Here is a 22,336-nt window from a genome sequence, read left to right on the forward strand (position 1 = left end):
CTTACCCTCAGCCTTCAGGGCGTGGGATAACCATAAAGGGGATCTTACTGTGGAACCCGATCAGGTCGATCACCGGGGTTACCAGCAAGTTCTCCAGGAAGGTGTGCTGGTTGCGCACCATGACCAGGAGTTGGACAGGCACGCGGCCGGCATACCGGTTTATCGCCCCAACAAGGTCTTCCTCCCCGGTTTCAGTGATCTCCGCCCGGTATGGGGCCAGGAGCTCTTCGAGCTGTTCCCTGGATCGCTGCCTGCCGGGGCGGGAATCGGCTTCGGTGTAGGCGTGCAGCACATGAAGGCTCACGCCGGGCCTACCCAGGATCTGCAGCAATACCTTCAGGGGCAGGCGGGCGTAATCAGGGGCAAAATCGGTGGGAAAGAGGATGTGCTTCAATTCCGTTACCTCTGCGCCTTCAGGAACCACCAAAACCGGGCAGGTGGCCTTGTGAAGCACCTGTACCGCATTGGTCCCGAACAATACCTCCATGGCCCCGGTCGCCCCCTGCGTACCCATGACCACAAGGTCAAGGGTTTCCTTCTCCCCCATCTGGTTCAGTTCCTCGGCCAGCGAATTAAAGGCCGCATGGCAAATAAATTCATGGTTCTTCTGGTTGGTCCGGGCCTGTAGCTTCTTCTGGAATTTGGCCAGCTTTTGCATAACCCGTTCCCGGTAAAAATCGCCAAGGCCAATCTGTCCCGGGCTGTGGAGCAGGTAATCTGCCCTGTAGAACGCCGGGGTGTAGGTATGAACAAGGAAAAAAAGGCATTTTTGCCCTGAAAACAACTCCAGGGCAAAATGGGCGGCTTTTTCGGCATTTTTCGAAAAATCAGTGGGTATGGCGATACGCAGGTCCATCTCTCAGCAGTTACGGTCTTTAAAGGTACGGGAACCGGTTCAAAACAGACATGATTTACATCATAGTTCCCCTGCCCCGGGAATCGGTATTTTTGCCCTGATCAAGCCCGTGTTATGAAAGGTTCATTCAATACCATCATCCAATCGGAAACGCCGGTCCTCATTGATTTTTATGCAGACTGGTGCGCCCCTTGCAAAATGCTCGCCCCCATCCTGAAAGATGTGAAGGAAGAACTGGGCGACCGCCTTAAGGTCCTGAAAATCGACGTAGACCGGAATAGTGCCATAGCCGGCCGCTTCCAGGTCCGGGGCGTCCCGACCATGGTGCTTTTCAAAGAGGGGAAAGCGCTCTGGAGGCAATCCGGGGTACTCCCCAAAGACGCCATCCTGGACGCTATAAACCCCTTCCTCTGAGCGCCATGCCCCAGCCCGGGGTCATCCCCGGCCCTGGGTGTTGAAATATATTCCCCAAAGAACAAAGCCCTGTCATTATTGAGCTTACGGGATGAATTCAGGTTCAGCGGCCCTGGTTTGGCAAGAAAGGGTAAAATGAGATAAATCATAGGGAAGGAAGGGATTCCGGGGTAATTTGGCTGTATCTTTAAAGATGGTTATGGACCCACTTCGACTCTCCGGGTATGCGGGGTTTCCCGCCCTGGTCTTCCTTCTGTTTGCCTGTAAGGGGGAGCCAGAAACCGTGAGGCCGGAAATCAGAGACATCACGGCTTCGGTCTATGCCTCTGCAACCGTGCAGCCCGACAGCATGTACCAGGTACATGCCGCCGTTAGCGGCATCCTCGAAAGGAACGCCGTGCAGGAAGGCGACCTGGTTGCCCCGGGGACCCTGCTGATGCACATCACCGACCGCACACCCCGGCTCAGTTCCGAAAATGCACGCCTGCAAATGGAACTGGCTACCGAGAACTACCAGGGGCCCCACAGCCCGTTGCGGGACCTCGAGACCCGCATACGAACCGCCACCCTTACTTTCAGGGACGATTCCCTGAATTACCGGCGGCAGGAAAAGCTCTGGTCAGAGAACATTGGCTCCAGGGCCACCCTTGAAAACCGAAAGCTGGCCTACGAGCGTTCACGCAACCAGCTGGAAGGCCTCAAAAGCGAATACATGCGTTTGGAAGACCAACTGCGCACCCTGATGATCCAGGCGCGGAATACCTTCCGGTCCAGCGTCGTCAATACCGAAGATTATGCCGTACGCAGCACGATCCATGGCAGGGTATATGCCCTGGAGAAAGAACCCGGAGAGCTTGTTGTCCCCGGCGAGCCCCTTGCCCTGCTGGGCAGCCCGGACACTTTCGTGGTTGAATTGCTCGTGGATGAAGTGGATGTGGTAGCCCTGGAAGTAGGGCAAACAGCCCTGGTCTTGCTGGATGCCTACCCGGAAACCCTTTTTGAAACCCGGGTTTCCAAGATCTATCCCCGAAAAGACGAACGCAACCAGACTTTTACGGTGGAATCCCGTTTTGATGCCCCCCCTGCTATCCTTTACCCGGGGATGTCAGGCGAAGCCAATATCATCATCGGGAGGAAAGAAGGGGTCCTTACCATTCCGAGGGCATACCTGGCAGGCAAGGACAGCGTTCGCACCCGGGAAGGTTACCGGGCGGTAATTACCGGGCTCCAAACCCTCGACCGGGTTGAAATCCTGTCGGGCCTGGAGGCAGGAACAGAACTGTTAAAACCAGAAGAATGAAACAGTGGAGGCTCATCCTCGGCATCGCACGGAACCACCTGCTGACCAAAATGAAGTCGACGGTTACCGCCTCCCTGGGGGTTACCTTCGGTATTGGGGCCTACATTACGCTGGTCAGTTTTATGACCGGGCTTAACCAACTGCTCGACGACCTTATCCTGAACCAGACCCCCCATATCCACCTCTACAATGAGGTGCAGCCCTCAAAGGAGCAGCCCATTGATCGCTATTTGGGAGCTTCCGGCGACCTGGCTCAAATCAGGTCCGTGAAACCAAAACCGGGGCAATTGAAAATCCACGATGCCCTGCCAATCCTCGACCACCTGAAAGCCGACCCAAGGGTGTTGGGGGCCACTCCCCAGTTGCGGGCGCAGCTGTTCTACCTTTCGGGCCCTATCGACCTTGGGGGGGTACTGCTGGGGGTGGATATCCTTGAGGAAGAAAGGCTTTCCAGCCTGGGCGATTACCTGGTTTCGGGCGGGGCCCGGGAACTGGCCCAATCCGATAACGGCGTCATCATGGGGATCGGGCTGGCCGAAAAGATGTCGCTTAAAAAGGGGGACCGGGTTCAGGTAAGCACCCCCGGAGGGGAGGCTTTCCCTTTGAAAATCGTGGGGTTTTACCAAAGTGGCATTGCGGATATCGACAACACCCAAAGCTTTGCAAACCTTGAAACCGTCCAGCGGATTTTGGGAAAGCCCTCAAACTATATTACCGACATCAATGTAAAATTGCACCATATAGCGCAGGCAGCCCCCATGGCCAGGGAACTGGAGCGCCAATTCGGCATCAGGGCCAGGGACATCGTAGAGGCCAATGCCCAGTTTGAGACCGGGACCAACATAAGGAACCTGATCACCTATGCGGTATCCATTACCCTGCTGGTCGTCGCCGGCTTTGGGATCTACAACATCCTGAACATGCTGATTTACGAGAAGATGAACGACATCGCCATTTTAAAGGCCACCGGGTTTTCAGGGGGCGACGTACAGCTGATCTTCATGAGCCAGGCCCTGTTGATCGGCCTGATCGGGGGAGTCCTGGGCCTGCTCCTTGGCTTTGGCCTCAGCCAACTCATCGATTCCCTGCCCTTTGAGACGGAAGCGCTGCCCACCATAACGACTTACCCCGTAAACCACAACCCCGGCTACTATGCCATCGGGATTTCCTTTGCCCTGGTATCGACTTTTTTTGCGGGATACCTGCCTGCCTCACGGGCGAGGAAAATAGATCCGGTGCAAATCATCCGCGGGAACTAAACAAGGCTTATGACCACCGTACTGGAAGCGCGACATATCGACAAATTCTTCCACAAGCCCGTGGAATTCCACGTGCTTAAGGATATAAGCTTTACCCTGCCCCCCGGGGAATTCACCTCCATCATGGGCAAATCGGGCTGTGGCAAATCGACCCTCCTCTATATCCTCTCCACTATGGATACCGATTATAGGGGGGAACTCTACCTTAAAGGCGAAAAGGTCACCGGCCAGTCTAATTCCCGGCTCTCCCGACTGCGCAGCCAGCATATCGGGTTTGTTTTCCAGTTCCATTACCTGCTTTCCGATTTTAGCGTCCTGGATAATGTTATGCTCCCTGCCCAGAAGCTTGCAATGAAAAGCCGGGAAGAAATCGAACACGATGCCATGGAAAAGCTCAGGACACTGAATATCGAGCAACTGGCCCTCAAAAAGGCTTCCCAGATCTCAGGCGGGGAAAAGCAGCGGGTGGCCATCGCCCGCGCCCTGATCAACAGCCCTTCCATCCTGATGGGAGATGAGCCCACGGGCAACCTCGACAGTTATAACTCCGAAAATGTCTTCCAGATTTTCAAAAGGCTCAGGGAAGAGCAGGGCCTGTCCCTATTGGTAGTGACCCACGACGAAGATTTTGCCCGACGCACCGACCGCATCCTGGAGATGGAAGACGGGCGGATTATCCGGGGCAATTAAGCCCGGGGGGGTCATTCCCAGCGGTCGAGCCGGCGGCGGAGTTCAAGGACTTCCTCCTGCAGGCGTTCCACCCGGCCCAGCAAATGATCTACCGCCATCAACCCCTGGGGGCTCAGGCCAAAGTCGTTGTAGAGGCGTACCAGGCGTTCCAGGCGATGCAATTCCCTTCGGTGGATTACCGGCTGGCCGGACACCTGTTGGACCTCAATCAATTCGAATTCTTGCAGGCTAAACACAAAGTTTTCTTCCAGGGAATGGCCCCTGCAAAAGTCAGCAATGCGGATGTATTTCTCAGTTGGCATAGGTTCAGAGGTTTGTGGCTTTCAGGGATTCAAAAAGGCTTTTCTGCTCAGGGGTAAGCTTTGTGGGCAGGGCAACCTGGTAGGTAATGTAGAGGTCCCCGAAGTGTCCTTCCTTCTTGTATACGGGGAACCCTTTTCCCTTGAGTTTTACCGTGGTGGCATTCTGGGTCAGGGGCTTTACCCTGAGGTTGGCCTTGCCGTCGAAAGTGTCTACCGTAAATTCCCCGCCCAGCACGGCTGTGGTAAGGGGAAGGTCCACGGTCCGGTAGAGGTTGGCCCCTTCGCGCCGGAAGCCTGTGGCATTGTGCAACTCAAAAGTGAGGTAAAGGTCGCCCGCGGGCCCGCCATTGATCCCCGGCCCCCCGTAGCCCCTGATCCGGATGGTCTGGCCGTTTTCAATTCCTGCGGGGATGGTGATCCGGATATTCCTGTCCCCCAGGGTAAGGGTCCGTTTATGGGTTTTGAAGGCTTCCCGCAGGTCAAGTTCCAGGGTGGCATTGAAATCCTGTCCTTTGAACCCACGGCTTCTTCCTCCCTGACGGGATCCGAAACCCCCGAACATGGATTCAAAAAAATCCGAAAAGTCGCTCCCCTCACCAGAGGAATAGGTGTATTGCCCGTAATCCGAAGACTGAGGGCCGGCCTTCCGCGCCTTTTCAAACGCTTCTGCATGCTGCCAATCCTTTCCGTACTGGTCGTATTTTTTGCGCTTCTCGGGGTCGCTGAGCACTTCGTGGGCCTCATTGACCTGTTTGAACTTCTGCTCCGCCCCGGCATCCCCAGGGTTCAGGTCGGGGTGGTATTTTCTGGCCAGCTTGCGATACGCACTTTTGATCTCCTTTTCGGTAGCTTTCTCAGACACCCCAAGCACTTTGTAATAATCTATGAATTCCATAAGTCGTGAACCTGGTTAAATTGGAAATTTAAACATAATATTCCCTCCGTTCCAAAAACCCGGGCTGCTGCTCCCCGCTACCCCGATAAGGCGCCGGAAGGCTGCAGGTCCAAAAGGTGGATTCCCAGGGTAATCGCCCCTATCAGGAGCAACATCCAGCACAGCAACAGGGCACAGGCACTGCTTCAAAGGTACGGGCCCCGGGGGTGTCTTTGCCCTGATATTCGTCAGTAGAGGGCGGCAAATCGGGCTTTGTTTTGATTTTTCTTCCCCAGGGGTTGTTTCTGATCCAAAAAGCGGGTTATATTTGTGCCGCTTAATTCCTGGCCACGTGGCGGAACTGGTAGACGCGCTACCTTGAGGGGGTAGTGTCCTCAGGACGTGCTGGTTCGACTCCAGTCGTGGTCACTTAAAGCGCAAACCCCTGCTCGGATGAGCAGGGGTTTTGTTTTTCGAGAATCCGCCGAAAGCTTGCTTTCTCAAGGATTCGAGGAAAACAAAACCGCACCGCCTTTGGCGGTGCAGGGTTTTCATTTTCAGGCGGGAGCACAATGGAGCACCGAGCGGAGCGAAGGTACTCCAGGCGGGGGCGCATTCCGGAGCACCGGAGGGAAGCGAAGGTACTCCAGGTGGAGCGCAAGGGAGCACCGACCCCGAAGCAGAGCGAAGCACGCTTCGGGGGAAGGTACCCCGGGCGGCACAATTCCAGGCAACCCAACTTAGGGCTGAAAAAACAGCAGTTAAAAGTTCCCGCCAACCAGGCTTCGATCGCATCCAGCAGAAGGAATCCCAAAAAAGAATTCTGAATCTCGGGGTGAATTTCTACTTTAGGTCACCGATTGCACAAACTATGGGAAAAAAAATCGTCGTGGTGGGCGGGGGCATTATGGGGCTCAGCTGTGCCTATTACCTGAGTAAAGAGGGGTATCGCGTCCAGGTACTGGACAAATCAGCGATGGATGCAGGGGCTTCCTACGTAAATGCGGGATACCTCACCCCAAGCCACATCATCCCCCTGGCGTCGCCGGGGATGATGGCCAAAGGGATTAAGTGGATGTTCAACAGCAGCAGCCCTTTTTACCTTAAGCCCAGGGCCGACCTGGAATTCCTGAAATGGGCCTGGTACTTCCACAGGTCCTCCACCTCAGGGAAGGTGGAACACTCCATCCCGATCATTGCAAAAATCAATGTCCTGAGCAAGCAGCTTTATCAGGAAATGCACGACAGCGGTGACCTGGGCGATTTCCAGCTGGAAAAAAAGGGGCTGCTCATGCTCTTCAAATCCAGAAAAGCCGGACTGCAGGAGCTGGAGGTCATGAAGCGGGTACAGGACCTCGGCCTGGAAGCACGGGAACTGACCCCCGGCGAGCTTTCGGCCATGCAGCCCGGGCTCAGCCCTGACATCGAAGGGGCCATCCACTACCTTTGCGATGCCCATACCACCCCTAACCAGGTTATGGAAAAGATGAAGTCTTACCTCCTGGCCCAGGGGGTAGAAATCCATACCGGGACGGAAGTAACCGGTTTTTCCGGCACCGGGGACACCCTTTCGGGGGTAAAGACTTCGGTGGGCGACTTCCCCGCCGATGAAGTGGTCCTTGCCTCCGGTTCCTGGAGCCCAAAATTGGTCCGCAGCCTCGGGCTGAAACTTTCGCTCCAGGCCGGGAAAGGCTATCGGATTGACATGCATCGCCCTACCCCGGTGCAGTACCCGGCCATCCTGATGGAGGCGAAAGTAGCTGTGACCCCTATGGAAGGGTTTACCCGCTTTGCAGGGACCATGGAGTTGTCGGGCGTGAACCACAATATCCTTAAAAACCGGGTTGCGGCCATTGCTGCGATGGGCAGCGACTATTACCCCGGGCTCGACTTTACCCCTGCAGAACTGGAAGGAGCTGCCTGCGGGCTCAGGCCGGTTACCCCTGATGGCCTCCCCTACATCGGTCGGGTCAGGCCCTGGAAAAACCTGTGCGTGGCCACGGGTCACGCCATGATGGGATGGAGCCTGGGGCCCGCTACCGGAAAGCTGGTTACTGAAATCATTGCCGGACGACCGACCTCCATGCGGCTGGACGGCCTGGGACCGGACCGCCGTTTTTGACCCGGGAACCCCTGTCCAGACCTGTCGGGGGAAGCCGGGACGAACCTTCCAATATCAACAAAATCGGCTGGAAGGGGGAATTTTAACGAGAAGTAAAGAGTATTTGTGGGTAAAATTGATACTTTTGTTTAAGCTTTATTTTTAAACAATGAACAGCGTAAAAAAATCCTTTGGAATTCGGGACCTGGAAAACCTCAGTGGCATTAAGGCGCATACCATACGGATCTGGGAAAAACGCTATGGGTTGCTGAACCCCGAACGGACTGAGACCAATATCCGTACCTACAGCCTTCAAAGCCTTCAGAAATTGTTGAATATTACCCTGTTGTATAACAATGGGGTCAAGATTTCCAAAATAGCGGAAATCCCGGAAGCGGAAATCAACCAGCGGGTCAGGGAAATCGTGGCGCAGAACAGCGTGAAGAGCCACGCGATCAATGCCTTCAAGCTTTCGATGATCAATTTTGACCTCTCGCTTTTCCAAAAAACATACTCAGGCCTGTTGGCGGAAAAATCGTTCCGCGAGATCTTCTGGGAAGTGTTCATGCCCCTGCTCCACGAGCTTGGGCTGCTATGGCAGTCCGAAACCATTGGCCCGGCCCATGAGCATTTTATAACCCACCTGATTAAACAAAAAATCTACACAAGCACGGAAAAAATACAGTCGCTTGAGCCCACACGCCACGACAAGGTGTTTATCCTTTTCCTGCCGGAAAACGAAATCCATGAAATCGGGTTGTTGTTCCTGAATTACGAACTGCTGCTCAGGGGGTTCAAGACGATTTACCTCGGGCAAACAATCCCTCTGGAGAGCCTGGTGGACCTTAAGAAGTACTATTCTGACCCTTATTTTGTCTCCTATTTCACGGTAACCCCTACAAAGGACGATTTGGATTCCTACCTTGCGGACTTCCAGGAACGCCTGGCCTCGGAATTCCCCGGCAAACTGCTCATACTCGGCAGGCAAACCGAACACCTTTCCAAGGAGAAATTACCGGAACAGATACAAATTTTCCATTCCATAGAACAGCTCTTAAATACCCTCTGAGGGTGGCGCCGAAAGGTATCATGAAGAAAAAAGTTGCAATAATCGGGTCCGGTTTCGCAGGCCTTTCAGCTGCCAGCTACCTGGCAAAGGGGGGGCTCGAGGTGACGGTGTATGAAAAGAACGAACAGGTCGGGGGCCGCGCTTCGCAACTGATTAGGGATGGCTTCACCTTCGATATGGGCCCGAGCTGGTACTGGATGCCTGATATTTTCGAAAAATTCTTCGGCGATTTCGGGAAATCCGCATCCGACTATTACGAGCTGGAGCGGTTGTCGCCTGCCTACCGGATCTTTTTCGAAGACCAGGTCGTGACTATAGGGGATTCCATGGAACAAATCTGCGAGGAATTTGAACGCATTGAGGCAGGCAGCTCCGTCCCCCTGAAAAAATTCATCGCCAAAGCGGAAAAAAATTACGACATCGCCATTAACAAAATGGTGTATAAGCCGGGGAAATCGCCCATGGAACTGGTTTCGCCGGAAACCATCCGGCGGGTCGGGCAATTCTTCAGCACCATCAGCCGCGATGTGCGACGGGACTTTAAAAATCCGAAACTCATATCCATCCTGGAATTCCCGGTATTGTTCCTGGGGGCCAAACCCTCCAAAACGCCTTCCTTTTACAGCTTTATGAATTATGCAGACTTCGGGCTGGGGACCTGGCATCCCAAAGGGGGCATGTACCGCATCGTGGAAGGGATGCACGACCTGGCTACCTCCCTGGGCGTATCCTTCAGGACCTCCGCCCCGGTAGAGGAAATTTTGCTGGAAAATGGGAAAGCCACAGGAATCCGGGCGGCCGGAGAAGCCATACGGGCCGATATCGTGCTGAGCGGGGCAGATTACCACCACTCCGAAACCCTCCTGCCCCCGGAGTACCGCCAGTATTCCGAGAAATACTGGGCTTCGCGCACCTTTGCCCCCTCTTCCCTCCTGTTTTATGTGGGCTTCGACAAAAAGCTGGATGGGGTGGGCCACCACAACCTCTTTTTCGATACGGATTTTGAGCGGCATGCCCGGGAGATCTACGATACGCCCAGCTGGCCGGAAGACCCGCTTTTTTATGCGAATTTCCCCTCTGTTTCCGACCCGGAAATGGCTCCGGAAGGGAAGGAAGCCGGGTTTTTCCTGATGCCCCTGGCTCCCGGAATCGAAGACAACCAGCAGCTGCGGGACTCCTATTTCGACCTGATCATCGGCAGGCTGGAGAAACGCACAGGCCAGGACGTGCGCAGTGCGATCCGCTTCAGGGAAGATTTCTGCGTCCGTGATTTCATTGAACGCTATAACTCTTATAAGGGAAATGCCTATGGTATGGCCAATACACTCCTGCAAACCGCTTTCCTCAGGCCCGGACTGGAGAGCAAAAAAGTAAAAAACCTTTATTTTACGGGGCAACTGACCGTGCCCGGCCCGGGGGTCCCCCCCTCGCTGATCTCGGGAAAACTTGTGGCAGAACTGATCCTTCAACAAAACCCCAACTGATAACCTCCATGAAAGCCCTCTTCGATTCGGTCTCTTACCGTTGCAGCCAGCTGGTGACCAGGCAGTACAGCACGTCGTTTTCCCTTGCCACCAGGATGCTGGCCGGGAGCATCCGGCAGGACATTTACAATATTTACGGGTTTGTGCGTTTTGCAGACGAAATTGTGGATTCTTTCCACGATTATGAAAAGGAGGACCTCCTGGACCGCTTTGAAGATGACCTGGAACATGCCCTTACGCATCACATCAGCCTGAATCCCATCCTGAATTCCTTCCAGCAAACCTATCATCGTTATGCCATCCCCCACCATTTGGTGGCCGCCTTCATGAAGAGTATGCGGATGGACCTCCACAAAAAGGAGTATCGGACCGAGGAGGAATACCGGGAATACATCTATGGGTCTGCAGATGTGGTGGGCCTGATGTGCCTTTGCGTCTTTGTCAATGGTGACCGGGAGCGGTATGAACAGCTTAAGGAATCGGCCATGGCCCTGGGCTCGGCCTTCCAGAAAGTCAATTTTCTCAGGGACCTCAAAGCTGATTACGACGGCCTGGAACGGACCTATTTCCCGAATACCAACCTGCTCGAACTCGACGAGATCTCCAAGGCGAAGATCGTGGCGGAAATCGAGGAAGATTTCAGAAAAGGGTATGAGGGAATCCTGGAACTTCCCGGCGAATCGAAATTCGGGGTGTATATGGCCTACCGGTATTACACCAAGCTACTGAACAAACTCCGCAGGTTACCCTCGGTGGAAATCAGGAATTCCAGGGTCAGGGTGCCCAATTACCAGAAAGTTGGGCTGTTAGCGCGGTCTTATGTGCGATATCGCTTAAATTTGGTCTGAGATATGCAAGTAGTGTACTGGATAGGGATTTTCCTGCTGGCCTTTGGCGGCATGGAGTTTATGGCGTGGTTTACGCACAAATATATCATGCACGGGTTTTTGTGGTGCCTCCACAGGGACCACCACCGCAAGGACCACGATTCCTGGTTTGAGCGGAATGACGCCTTTTTTATCTTCTACGCCGTGGTCAGCATGTCGTTTATCATGACCGCTGCAAATTCTTCCTTTTGGCAGGGTTGGCCCATAGGGTTGGGGATTTTCGCCTATGGCCTTACCTACTTCCTGGTTCACGATATTTTTATCCACCAGCGCTTCAAAATGTTCAGGAATGCCAATAACTGGTATGCCCGGGGCATCCGACGGGCCCACAAAATGCACCACAAGCACCTCGGGAAGGAAGACGGGGAATGTTTCGGCATGCTGTTCGTCCCATTCAAATATTTCAAAAAGTAGGCACCATGGCCAAAGCGTGCATAGTAGGGGCAGGGATTGCTGGCCTGGCTTCCGCTATCCGGCTGCGGAAGAAGGGCTATGAGGTGCAGGTATATGAGGCCAACCCATACCCTGGCGGAAAAATGCACGCCGCGTGGTTCAAGGGCTACCGGTTCGACCTGGGCCCGTCCCTGTTCACCCTTCCCTGGCTGGTAGATGAGCTCTTTGAACTTTGTGGAAAGACCCCGGGCGATCATTTCAGATACCTCCGCAAGGAGACGCTTTGCCACTACTTCTGGGAAGACGGCACCCGATTTTTTGCCCCTGCCTCCGGCGAGGCCTTTGCCAGGGATGCGGCACAGACGTTTGGGGAAGACGAGACCCGCATAAGCCGCTACCTCCGACGCAACGAGCGGAAATACGAACTCACCGCCCCCCTCTTCCTGGAAAAATCCCTGCACCGTCCTCAGACATATCTTTCCGTGCAGACCCTAAAAGGTATGGCCGCTGCGGGAAGCCTGGGGATTTTTGACAGCCTCGACGGGGTAAACCGTTCGGCCTTCAGGAGTCCCAAACTCGTACAGCTCTTCAACCGCTACGCCACCTACAACGGATCTAACCCCTATAAAACCCCGGGGATTATGTCGATGATCCCCCACCTGGAAATGGCCCTGGGGACCTATTACCCGGAAGGCGGAATGCACCAGATCCCCATGAGCCTTTACCACCTCGCCTGCTCAGAAGGGGTCACTTTCGAGTTCTCACATCCGGTACAGCAGATCCTCACCGACCGGGGAAGGGCAGTTGGCCTCAAAACGCAGGGGGGAACGGAATCTGCAGACCTCGTGGTGTCCAATATGGACATCTATCCGACGTACCGGAAACTGCTGCCGCAGCACAAGGCCCCGGAACGCACCCTGTCCCAGGAACGGTCCAGTTCCGCCCTCATCTTTTACTGGGGGGTACGAGGGCAATTCCCGCAACTTGACCTGCACAACATCTTTTTCAGCGAAGACTACCCGGGGGAGTTCAGAAACATCTTCGAGGACAAAACACTCGGCGATGACCCCACGGTCTATATCAACATCACCTCGAAGGAAAGCCCCGGGGATGCGCCCGAAGGCTGTGAAAACTGGTTTGTGATGATCAACGCCCCCGGGGACCATGGGCAGGACTGGGAAGCCCTGGTGGGCAGGGCCCGGGAAGCCATCCTCGACAAGTTGAGCCGCAATCTGGGGGTAGCCCTGAGGGAACGCATCGCCGTGGAAGAAATCCTGAGGCCCGGGGATATTGCCAAAAATACCAGCTCCTACAGAGGCGCCTTATATGGCGCAGCGAGCAACAACCGCTTTGCCGCTTTCCTGAGGCACCCGAATTTCAGTTCCTCCATCCGGAACCTTTACTTTGCGGGGGGCTCCGTGCATCCCGGTGGAGGGGTACCGCTTTGCCTGCTTTCGGCCAAAATCGTTGCAGAAACAGCCCCGAAACCATGAACCGGCAGCCACCCCTTCCTATGGATTTCAAAACGGCAACCGGTATCTTCCTGGTATGGCTGTTACACCTGAGCGCAATCATCGGGATACTTTTCGGGGAGGCTGCATGGTTTATCCCCAAAACCCCCTTTAACCTGCTGGTTTGCACCGGCCTGCTCCTCTGGATTTTTCCCCTGGATACCCTGAAAAAGGCAGGACTCTTCTGCTTTATCGTTATGGCAGGCATAGGGGCCGAGTGGATCGGGGTCAACACCGGGTTCCTTTTTGGAACCTATACCTATGGGGAAAACCTGGGGCCAAAACTTGGAGGCGTCCCATACCTGATCGGGGCCAATTGGGCCGTCCTTAGTTTTTGCAGCGGGGCGGTGAGCAACGCCTGGGGCCTCCCCAGGGGGTTGAGGGTGCTTTTGGCAGGCCTCCTGATGCTGGGGCTCGATTATTTTATGGAAGGGCTGGCGCCTGCATTTGATTTTTGGGAATTCCGGGGTGGGGAGCCCCCCCTGTGGAATTACATCTGCTGGTTTGGCCTGGCCCTCCTTTTCCAGGGCGCCTTCCAGGGATTGCGGCTCGATGGCAACAGAAGCTTCTCGACCAACCTGTTGGCCGCCCAGTTTGCCTTTTTTATCGTTTTGTCCGGATATCCCCCAACGCTTCCCTGAAGGCCTGCAGGCCGGGGATATCGCGCCAGCTGCCTTCAATCCGGTAGGGCTGGAAGCGCGCAAAGAGCTCTTCCCGATACCATCCCAATTCCCGGGTCCGCTTTATGGCTTCGAGGTGGGCCGGGGTACCATACGCGTACTCCTGCATGCTGCGAAGGTCATCCCACAGGCTGAATGTCGCCATGTCGACCAGGGGGGTTTCCCCGATCCCCTTGGTGTAAACCAGCCCTTTGCCATGCCTGAGCGGGTCCTGGGCCCTGGGCACGAAATTCCAGAAATTCCAGAGATGCTTTTTTCGGATGGAAGCCCGTGTGAGCACAGCCAGGGCCTGGATGCCAGCCAAAGGCTCCGCACCGTCTCCAAAGGGGTTCCGGCCGTCCCATAGCCCAACGGACCGAAGGGGATGCAGATATATCCGAAGGTTTTCATCGCACCGTTCCCGGAAGGCCTGCATCCCGGGGTGGCGGTCAAAAAAATCCGCTGCCAGGGCTTCCGATTCCCAAACCTGCAAAAGGCCATAGACCGACCAGTCAGGACGCGTGCTGAAACCCTGCCTTCCCGTTCCCAGGAGCTTGTAAAAGGTCACCCCCCGTACCCCACGCAGGCTGCGGTGGGCGAGCCCCATCTGCGAAAGGGCCCAGAATTTTGCACTAAAACCCCGGTACCGGAACAGGTTCAAGGTAGTTACTGCCTCCATCCCGGGTTTATTGTGCTTCGAGTAACTGATCAAGGAGTTTCCGCACCCTGTCGGTATCCCAGTCGGCCATGCCGTCCTGGTCCACCACCACATAACCCTTGCGGTCGATCAGGTATGACCGCGGCGGTTCAGAGGGGTCCACAGGGCTTTCCGTGCCCAGGATCAGGTAGGTTACCGGAAAGGTAAACTCGTGCTCCTCCATGAAGGCCTCTACAGGTTCCCGCTCTTCATCGGTAATCAGGTAAAAATCGACCCGGTCCCCATAGGCCTCGTACAGGCGCTGCAGGGATTTCAATTCCGGGAGGCAGGGAAGCCTCCAGGAGGCCCAGAAGTCGATCAGCACCACCTTGCCTTCTGAACGCCTGAAATTGAAAAAATCCCAGTTTTCATCCTTCAGTTCCCAGTCGTAGGAAGTGATGCGTTTCCTTTGGGAGGCTTCCACCACATCAGGGCTGAAGGAAAACAACTGCATCAGGCCAACTTTACCGTAATACCCAAGGGGGGTTACGAAAAATGCAAGGACGAACAGGATAAGCAGGATGTTGAAAAGGGTTTTTTTCTGGATTTTCATCAGGGTTCGGGTACAGGCTAAAAAAAGCCCCTGTTTCCAGGGGCCTTAATACAATGCAGGATCAGGCATTTTCCTTTTTGATCAGGTTCAGGGCAGAACCTTCGCGAAACCACTGGATCTGGGTATCGTTATAGGAATGGTTCGCCATGATGGTATCCTTGCTGCCGTCGGAGTGAACCACCTCTATGGTAAGGGGCCGGTCCGGGGCAAAAGAATCAATATCCAGGAAATTGAAGGTATCATCTTCCCTGATCAGGTCGTAGTCCTCTTCCCTGGCAAAGGTAAGCGCCAACATCCCCTGCTTTTTGAGGTTAGTTTCGTGGATGCGGGCAAATGATTTCACCAGTACGGCCGCTACGCCCAGGTGGCGGGGTTGCATGGCCGCGTGCTCCCTGGAAGAGCCCTCCCCGTAGTTGTGGTCACCCACCACCAGGGTACGGATCCCGGCCTTCTTGTAGGCCCTTTGGGTATCGGGGACTCCCCCGTATTCGCCCGTGAGCTGGTTTTTCACGAAATTCGTCTTCTTGTTGAAGGCATTTACGGCACCTATCAGGGTGTTGTTGGCAATGTTGTCGAGGTGGCCGCGGAACCGGAGCCAGGGCCCGGCCATGGAAATATGGTCTGTGGTACATTTGCCATAGGCCTTGATCAGCAACCTCATCCCAAGAAGGCTTTCGGGGCGGATCGGCTCAAAGGGGTCCAGCAGCTGCAACCTTTCGGAATCTGGGGCGACCTTAACCTCCACGCTGCTGCCGTCTTCTTTGGGGGCCACATAACCTGCGTCTTCTACGGCAAACCCTTCCGGGGGGAGTTCATAGCCCCTTGGCTCATCGAGCTTCACCTCTTCCCCATCCTCGTTGATAAGGGTGTCTGTTATGGGGTTGAAATCGAGCCGCCCGGCAATGGCAATGGCTGTCACCAATTCAGGCGACCCCACGAAGGCCAGGGTATTGGGGTTCCCGTCGGCCCGTTTGGCAAAGTTCCGGTTGAAGGAATGCACAATAGTGTTCCTGGGGCCGGTGGAGGCGTTGTCGCCATAGCGGTCCCACATCCCGATGCAGGGGCCGCAGGCATTGGCAAATACCGTAGCCCCGATATGGTTGAAGGTGTCGATAAACCCATCGCGTTCGATGGTATAACGCACCTGTTCGGATCCGGGCGTAATGGTGAAATTGGCTTTGGTCTTCAGCTTCTTATCAGCCACTTGTTTGGCCAGGGAAGCTGCCCTGGAAATGTCTTCGTAGGAGGAGTTCGTACATGACCCGATCAGGCCGTATTCCACCCGCAGGGGCCAGTCGTTCTCACGGGCAGCCTCCCGCATTTTTGAAATGGGGGTGGCCAGGTCCGGGGTAAAGGGGCCGTTCAGGTGGGGCTCCAGGGTGCTCAGGTCTATCTCGATCAGCTGGTCGAAATAGGCTTCCGGGTTGGCGTAGGCCTCCGGGTCCGCGGTCAGGTAAGGGGCGATTTTCCGGGCCTCATCGGCCACATCCGCACGGCCTGTGGCCCTGAGGTAGCGGTCCATGGAATCGTCGTATCCAAAGGTGGAGGTGGTGGCCCCTACCTCGGCGCCCATATTGCAGATGGTGCCCTTACCTGTGCAGGACATGGAGGTGGCCCCTTCCCCAAAATATTCAATAATGGCGCCCGTTCCCCCTTTTACGGTCAGGATATCGGCTACCTTCAGGATGACGTCTTTGGGGGCAGTCCACCCGCTGAGCTTTCCTGTAAGCCGGACCCCAATCAGTTTGGGGAATTTAAGTTCCCAGGCCATGCCGGCCATGACGTCCACCGCATCGGCACCGCCGACCCCGATGGCCACCATCCCGAGGCCCCCGGCATTCACCGTATGGGAATCGGTCCCGATCATCATCCCGCCGGGGAAGGCGTAATTCTCAAGCACCACCTGATGGATAATCCCTGCCCCGGGCTTCCAGAAACCGATGCCATATTTGTTGGAAACAGATTCCAGGAAATCAAAAACCTCGTTGCTGGTCTGGTTGGCGCGTTTAAGGTCCGCTTCGGCCCCAACTTTGGCCTGGATCAGGTGGTCGCAGTGCACGGTGGTGGGCACAGCAACGGTCGGCTTGCCTGCATGCATGAACTGCAGCAGGGCCATCTGGGCGGTGGCATCCTGGCAGGCGACCCGGTCGGGTGCGAAGTCCACGTAATCCCTGCCCCGGGCGTATACCTTTTCAGGCATGCCGTCCCACAGGTGGGAATACAGTATTTTCTCTGCCAGTGTAAGCGGCCTGCCAACCAGTTCCCGGGCTTTGTCGACACGTCCGGGGATATTGGCATAGACCTTTTTGATCATGTCTATATCAAATGCCATCGTATATTTAGGTTTCTTGGTTTGTTTGCCCCCAAAAGTACTAAAAGGAAAGGGGATTTGAAACTATTTGGAAGCCCGGGTGCCCAATTTGCAGCCCTCCTGACGCCCGGCAGCAATCAGAGTAGCTGACGGATGATCTCCTCATCGGTGACCCCCTCTGCCTCTGCCTTGTAATTCTTCAGGATGCGGTGCCTGAGGATTCCCGGAGCCACCGCCTGAACATCGGCAATGTCAGGAGAAAAACGCCCGTCTACCGCGGCATGTGCCTTGGCGGCCAGGACCAGGTTCTGCGAAGCCCTGGGGCCTGCACCCCAGTCGAGGTACTGGGTTACCAGTTCAGGGGTTCCTGGCTGGCCGGGCCGGGTCCGCTGCGCCAACCCCACGGCATAGCGCACCACATTGTCCGGGACCGGGATCCTTCGGATCAGGTGCTGGACCTCTAGGATTTCCGCTGCCGTAAACAGAGACCTCACCGAGGTTTTCCGGTCATCCGTGGTGGTTTTTACCACCCTGACCTCTTCTTCCAGGCTGGGGTATTCCAGCCGGATGGCAAACATAAACCGGTCGAGCTGGGCTTCCGGGAGGGGATAGGTCCCCTCCTGTTCGATCGGGTTCTGCGTGGCCAGCACAAAATAGGGCTCCGGCAGCGAATACTGCTTCCCGGTTATGGTTACGGCCCGCTCCTGCATGGCTTCCAGGAGTGCGGCCTGTGTTTTGGGCGGGGTCCGGTTGATTTCGTCTGCCAGGATGATATTGGCAAATACGGGCCCCTTCACGAAAACGAACTTGCGGTCCTGGTCGAGCACCTCGCTGCCCAAAATATCGCTGGGCATCAGGTCGGGGGTAAACTGAATGCGTTTGAAGTCCAGGCCAAGGGTCCTGGCGATGGTATTCACCATTAGGGTCTTGGCCAGCCCCGGCACCCCGATCAACAGGGAATGGCCCCCCGTGTAAATCGACCAGAGCACCTGGTCGACCACCTCATCCTGCCCTATGATTACCTTCCCAATTTCCTCCTTGAGGGCCCGGTGTTTTTCAACCAGGCGGCCTATCGCTTCTACATCAGACATACTACTCTTTTAACCAGTTATTGGCAAAATCACATCCCCGGTGTTCGCTATCCACGCTGATATAGGTGTCTTCGATGTGTTCGCCCATCCATTCCTTGATGGCCTTGTACTGCTTATCCCTGAGTGCCAGTTCCTGGATTTTGAGGTAGTCCCTGGCAAAATCGGCCTGGTGCTCGTCATAGCGGTTGGTCACCATGAGGATTTTATAGGAGGGGGGGCCTCCCCTGGGGTCGGGCTCCAGGATGGGGTTGGAGATTTCATTATCCTTCAGGTTGCGCACCTGGTTATAGAGGTTGGGGTCCATCTTGGTCAGTTCAAAACGGGACCCGAAATCGCTGGGGTTCCTTAACACCCCGCCGTCGAATTTGGTTTCCTTCTCGTCAGAGAAATTCCTGGCGGCCTCGGTAAAGGTATACTTCCCTTCCATAACCTGCTGGCGGATACTGTCCAGTTCTTTCCGCGCATTGTCCAGGGCCGCCTGGGGCACTTCGGGCTGGATGAGGATGTGCCTCAAATCGAGTTCCTGCCCCCTGATTTTTTCGGCCAGGATGATGTGGAACCCAAAATTGGTTTCAAAAGGCTCGGAAATCTCGCCTTCCCTCAAACTGAAGGCGACATCTTTGAATTCCTTCACAAAAGGGGTCTGCCGGGTAATGGAATAAAACCCTCCTTTGGATTTGGACCCCGGGTCCTGACTGTACAGGATGGCCTTTACCCGGAAGCTGGCCCCATTGTCCTCCACATCGGCCTTGATTTCCTTCAGCAGGTCAATGGCCTTCTGTTTTTCTTCCTGGGGGATTTCGGGTTTTTTTACGATCTGGGCAATTTCGAGTTCTGCCCCGAATACGGGCCGCTCGTCCTCGGGAATGCTGCCGAAAAACTGCCGTACCTCCTCCGGGGTTACTTCGATCTCCCCTACGATTTTTTGCCGCATCCGCTGGGAGAGCATCTGCAATTTGTTGATCTTGAAAAGTTCATCCCTGAGGTCTTCCACCGTTTCCTTCTGGTAGAATTCCAGGACCTTTTCCATGGAACCCAGCCGCTGTACAAATTCCTGCAGGTACTGGTCATTGGTGCTGTTGACCTCATCGTCGGAGATCAGGATACTGTCCTGTACCGCCTGGTGGGCGTAGAGCCGGTCTTCCATGAGTTTGCCCAAAAGGCTGCAGCGGTTGACTTCTTCCTCGGTAGCTCCCTGGTTCCTCAGGTCGATCAGGGTTTTCTCCACGTCGGAATCCAGGATTACGTAATCCCCGACAACCGCGGCGATGCCATCGAGCTTTATCCGCTGCTTCGGGGCCTGGCTTTCCTGAGTGGCCGTATAATCTCCGGTCGCCACGCCTTCGGGGGGTTCCACCTGGGTGTCGGGGACGGAGTCCCTTACCTGCGCCTGAAGGGAACAAAGCCCCCCAAGAAAAAGCGCTGCAAAAAGCGCCAAACTATTCTTTTTCATATATTTCCAGTTCTTTTTGTCCGAGTGCCTCATTGATCAGGTCTGTTTCTAGGGATTTCAAATACTTCATCTTTCGCCGGTTCAGCAATACCTGGCGGATAGTGGGTTCAATATAGCTCTGGGGTGCCATTTCCCCGGCATCCATAACATCGACCACCCGGGAAAGGTACACCCCTGTGGAATCTTCCAGTTCAAAAAAATGGTCCTTTTTCAGGTATTCGGCCTCGTTGTCGTAGGTAAGCGGCTTGATCTCGCGGATTACCCTGGACACAGGCACCCAGAGGGAGTCGTTGAAATGGAGCTTTTTGAACTGCACCCCCACAGAATCAAGGAATTTAAGGTCTTCTTCCCGGAACCGCTTCAAGCGTTCCGTGACCTCTTCCCGGTTCAGGAATTGCCGGGGCAGTTCAATGAAACGCAATTGGAGGATTTTCTCCTGGAGCCGGAAATTATCCTTCTCGCTCTCGTAAAATTCCTCCAGGTCTTCGGCCCCTACCAGGGTATCCTCCATCTGTGCCACCAGGGCCTCCTTGTAAGCCCGGGTGTAGAGTTCGGCCCGGTAGTCGGAAACCAGGGACTCGAACTCCCGAATTTTCTCCTCCGGGAGGTTGATCTGGGCGCGGGAAAACAGGAGCTGGCGTACCGCCCAGGTAGTAATCAGGTTACTCACAAAAGCAGCGCTGTCCCCAGGGCTGAGTTCCGCACCGGTAAGGCCTTCCACGTCCTCCAGGTAAAGGTAGTTCTCCCCCACCCGGGCCAGGGGGGCCTTTTCGGGCTCCTTACGCCAAAGGGAATCGCAAGCGGCAAGCATAAAAAATAGCGGCAGCACCAGGGGGGCTACCAGCAAAAATCGGCTACATGCCCTGCAGAGGTTCATCTTCCAAAAATAAGCCTTTCAACGGCCCCGGCAAGCAGGGCATAGCCGGATTAACACATTTTTAGTAGGGGGGCTCTCCCGATTTTTAATATCTTGGGGATACCTATAACCTGTTCCGGATGGAAAAAAAGATCAGGCTGATCTGGGATTTCAGGGGTCCGGCAGCGGCCCGGACAGCAGCGCATTTTGCCGAACACCTGCGGGAATCGCCCCTCTACACCCCGGGGCTGGAAGCCGGGGTTGAACACCGGGGAGAACTGCACAGCCTGGCCTACCTAATTGTGGAGGCCGCGGAAATGCCGCGTTTCCGCGATGCCCTGAAGCCCCACCGGGGCGAATATGCAACCCCGCAAACCCCTGATTGATGATAGCCTCCCCTCCTGTTTCCATTCGACTGGCCCTTACCGGCCCCAAACGGGCAAGGACCCTGTGGGCGGCCGGGGCACTGCTGCTCCTTTCCCTGGGATCCTGCCAAAAAGCCAACCCTCCGGAAGACCCCCTGGCCGGTATCCTGGCTTCTGAAAACCCTGCCATAGCCCGGGTGATGAAGGATCCCGGCGCCTACGAGGTGCAAGTGGTTTACAGCCGGATCCGGCGCGAGAGCGATTCCGTTCGCTTCACCGACTATACCTTCAGGGCAGACCCCAACCAGTATTTCTACCCGGCCAGCACAGCAAAATTCCCCGTGGCCCTGGCAGCCCTGGAAAAACTGAATGAAATCGACAGCCTGGACCGAAATACCCGGTATTATATCGAAGGGGACAGCGTGGAGAAGACCTTTGCCCGCGACATCATCGAAATCTTTGCCGTGAGCGACAACCACGCCAACAACCGACTTTTTGAATTCCTGGGCCAGGACGACATCAACCGCCGGATAGCCGGCAAGGGTGCCGGGAAAGCAGCAATACGGCACCGGCTGGGCTTTCACCGCGACGACCTGTTCACCCAACCGCTGGTCTTCTACCTGAACGACAGCCTGACCACGCCTTCCCCCCCGATAGGGAACAGCCCCCCTAAACCCCTTGAAATCAAAGGGGTTCTCAAGGGCAGGGGGTGGATGGACAGGGATTCCCTGATCCCGGAGCCCTTCGATTTCAGCCTGAAGAACTATATACCCGTGACCACCCTCCACGGCCTTATGAAACGGGTTATTTTCCCGGGGAATTTCCCCAGGGAGCAGCGTTTCCACCTAAGCAGGGAGCAGTACGACTTCCTGCTGGGGAGCATGAAGTTAATCCCCAGGGAGGCGGGGTACGACCCGGAGCTCTACCCGGACGGGTACTGCAAGTTTTTCCTGTACGGGGACACCGAAGACCCCATCCCGGAACATATTGAAATCTACAACAAAGTGGGGTTCGCCTATGGCACCCTGACCGATTGCGCCTACATAAAAGACACCAGATCGGGGGTGGAATTCATCTTAACGGCTACGATTCTGGTCAATGAAAATGGCATCTTCAATGATGACCAGTACGAATACGACGAAATCGGCCTGCCCTTTCTGGCCGCCCTGGGTCGGGAGGTGTATGCTTTTGAACTGGAAAACAAGGATTGA

The 22,336-nt window shown here is 55.4% G+C and carries 22 protein-coding genes and 1 tRNA gene; 14 read left to right on the forward strand and 9 right to left on the reverse strand.

Annotated features, from left to right (window positions below; translation table 11 throughout):
- Positions 1-7 precede the first annotated feature (7 nt).
- The gene (locus tag NG653_RS03680; protein ID WP_252740316.1) at positions 8-856 is read right to left on the reverse strand and encodes a universal stress protein; all 849 of its coding nucleotides are present in this window, start codon (positions 854-856) and stop codon (positions 8-10) included.
- 114 nt (positions 857-970) lie between these two features.
- Between NG653_RS03680 and trxA the strand changes: the two genes are divergently transcribed.
- The 4 genes from trxA to NG653_RS03700 all read left to right on the forward strand — a co-directional run bounded on the left by trxA (position 971) and on the right by NG653_RS03700 (position 4,519).
- Positions 971-1,270, forward strand: coding sequence for a thioredoxin (trxA, locus tag NG653_RS03685; protein WP_252740317.1), 300 nt, complete (start codon positions 971-973; stop codon positions 1,268-1,270).
- A 199-nt stretch (positions 1,271-1,469) separates the two neighbouring features.
- Positions 1,470-2,570, forward strand: coding sequence for an efflux RND transporter periplasmic adaptor subunit (locus tag NG653_RS03690; RefSeq protein ID WP_252740318.1), 1,101 nt, complete (start codon positions 1,470-1,472; stop codon positions 2,568-2,570).
- Positions 2,567-3,829, forward strand: a complete 1,263-nt coding sequence (locus tag NG653_RS03695) for an ABC transporter permease (RefSeq protein ID WP_252740319.1) — start codon at positions 2,567-2,569, stop codon at positions 3,827-3,829. Before NG653_RS03690 ends, NG653_RS03695 begins: the two co-directional genes overlap by 4 nt.
- 9 nt (positions 3,830-3,838) lie before the next feature.
- Positions 3,839-4,519: an ABC transporter ATP-binding protein gene (locus NG653_RS03700; RefSeq protein WP_252740320.1), complete on the forward strand. Its 681-nt coding sequence runs from the start codon at positions 3,839-3,841 to the stop codon at positions 4,517-4,519.
- An 11-nt stretch (positions 4,520-4,530) separates the two neighbouring features.
- On the opposite strand, the gene NG653_RS03705 is transcribed toward NG653_RS03700, so the two are convergent.
- Together NG653_RS03705 and NG653_RS03710 are read right to left on the reverse strand one after the other, a co-directional pair.
- Positions 4,531-4,821, reverse strand: coding sequence for a chaperone modulator CbpM (locus tag NG653_RS03705; RefSeq protein ID WP_252740321.1), 291 nt, complete (start codon positions 4,819-4,821; stop codon positions 4,531-4,533).
- A gap of 4 nt (positions 4,822-4,825) precedes the next feature.
- Positions 4,826-5,716, reverse strand: a complete 891-nt coding sequence (locus NG653_RS03710; protein WP_252740322.1) for a DnaJ C-terminal domain-containing protein — start codon at positions 5,714-5,716, stop codon at positions 4,826-4,828.
- 325 nt (positions 5,717-6,041) lie between these two features.
- Between NG653_RS03710 and NG653_RS03715 the strand changes: the two genes are divergently transcribed.
- From NG653_RS03715 to NG653_RS03750, 8 genes are all read left to right on the forward strand, one after another.
- A tRNA-Leu gene (locus NG653_RS03715) sits at positions 6,042-6,124 on the forward strand.
- A 442-nt stretch (positions 6,125-6,566) separates the two neighbouring features.
- Positions 6,567-7,817, forward strand: coding sequence for an NAD(P)/FAD-dependent oxidoreductase (locus tag NG653_RS03720; RefSeq protein ID WP_252740323.1), 1,251 nt, complete (start codon positions 6,567-6,569; stop codon positions 7,815-7,817).
- Positions 7,818-7,965: 148 nt separating this feature from the next.
- Complete coding sequence (locus NG653_RS03725; RefSeq protein ID WP_252740324.1) at positions 7,966-8,865, forward strand: MerR family transcriptional regulator; 900 nt, start codon at positions 7,966-7,968, stop codon at positions 8,863-8,865.
- A 20-nt stretch (positions 8,866-8,885) separates the two neighbouring features.
- Positions 8,886-10,349 (forward strand): bifunctional phytoene desaturase/3,4-desaturase, encoded by a 1,464-nt coding sequence (gene crtID / locus NG653_RS03730; RefSeq protein WP_252740325.1) that lies wholly within the window; start codon positions 8,886-8,888, stop codon positions 10,347-10,349.
- A gap of 8 nt (positions 10,350-10,357) precedes the next feature.
- Positions 10,358-11,197 carry a phytoene/squalene synthase family protein gene (locus NG653_RS03735; RefSeq protein WP_252740326.1) on the forward strand — a complete coding sequence of 280 codons (840 nt, stop codon included), beginning with the start codon at positions 10,358-10,360 and terminating at the stop codon, positions 11,195-11,197.
- Positions 11,198-11,200: 3 nt separating this feature from the next.
- A complete protein-coding gene (locus NG653_RS03740) occupies positions 11,201-11,650 on the forward strand; it encodes a sterol desaturase family protein (RefSeq protein ID WP_252740327.1) in 450 nt (149 codons plus the stop codon).
- A gap of 5 nt (positions 11,651-11,655) precedes the next feature.
- Complete coding sequence (gene crtD, locus NG653_RS03745) at positions 11,656-13,122, forward strand: 1-hydroxycarotenoid 3,4-desaturase CrtD (protein ID WP_252740328.1); 1,467 nt, start codon at positions 11,656-11,658, stop codon at positions 13,120-13,122.
- A gap of 20 nt (positions 13,123-13,142) precedes the next feature.
- On the forward strand, positions 13,143-13,781 hold the full coding sequence (locus NG653_RS03750; protein ID WP_252740329.1) for a carotenoid biosynthesis protein: 639 nt from the start codon (positions 13,143-13,145) through the stop codon (positions 13,779-13,781).
- Here the strand turns inward: NG653_RS03750 and NG653_RS03755 are convergent.
- From NG653_RS03755 to NG653_RS03780, 6 genes are all read right to left on the reverse strand, one after another.
- The gene (locus tag NG653_RS03755) at positions 13,744-14,478 is read right to left on the reverse strand and encodes a DUF3291 domain-containing protein (protein ID WP_252740330.1); all 735 of its coding nucleotides are present in this window, start codon (positions 14,476-14,478) and stop codon (positions 13,744-13,746) included. The two genes, NG653_RS03750 and NG653_RS03755, sit on opposite strands and share 38 nt — an antisense overlap.
- Positions 14,479-14,485: 7 nt before the next feature.
- Complete coding sequence (locus NG653_RS03760) at positions 14,486-15,049, reverse strand: TlpA family protein disulfide reductase (RefSeq protein ID WP_252740331.1); 564 nt, start codon at positions 15,047-15,049, stop codon at positions 14,486-14,488.
- A gap of 61 nt (positions 15,050-15,110) precedes the next feature.
- Positions 15,111-17,381: an aconitate hydratase gene (locus tag NG653_RS03765; RefSeq protein ID WP_252740332.1), complete on the reverse strand. Its 2,271-nt coding sequence runs from the start codon at positions 17,379-17,381 to the stop codon at positions 15,111-15,113.
- A gap of 116 nt (positions 17,382-17,497) precedes the next feature.
- Positions 17,498-18,451, reverse strand: a complete 954-nt coding sequence (locus NG653_RS03770; RefSeq protein ID WP_252740333.1) for an AAA family ATPase — start codon at positions 18,449-18,451, stop codon at positions 17,498-17,500.
- A 1-nt stretch (position 18,452) separates the two neighbouring features.
- A complete protein-coding gene (locus NG653_RS03775; protein WP_252740334.1) occupies positions 18,453-19,904 on the reverse strand; it encodes a peptidylprolyl isomerase in 1,452 nt (483 codons plus the stop codon).
- Positions 19,891-20,751, reverse strand: a complete 861-nt coding sequence (locus NG653_RS03780) for a peptidyl-prolyl cis-trans isomerase (RefSeq protein ID WP_252740335.1) — start codon at positions 20,749-20,751, stop codon at positions 19,891-19,893. The genes NG653_RS03775 and NG653_RS03780 overlap by 14 nt, the downstream gene beginning before the upstream one ends.
- 149 nt (positions 20,752-20,900) lie before the next feature.
- Between NG653_RS03780 and NG653_RS03785 the strand changes: the two genes are divergently transcribed.
- Complete coding sequence (locus NG653_RS03785; RefSeq protein ID WP_252740336.1) at positions 20,901-21,146, forward strand: hypothetical protein; 246 nt, start codon at positions 20,901-20,903, stop codon at positions 21,144-21,146.
- Positions 21,146-22,336: a serine hydrolase gene (locus NG653_RS03790; RefSeq protein WP_252740337.1), complete on the forward strand. Its 1,191-nt coding sequence runs from the start codon at positions 21,146-21,148 to the stop codon at positions 22,334-22,336. Before NG653_RS03785 ends, NG653_RS03790 begins: the two co-directional genes overlap by 1 nt.

Origin of the sequence: Robiginitalea marina (assembly GCF_024006985.1) — a bacterium.
GTDB lineage: Bacteria > Bacteroidota > Bacteroidia > Flavobacteriales > Flavobacteriaceae > Robiginitalea > Robiginitalea marina.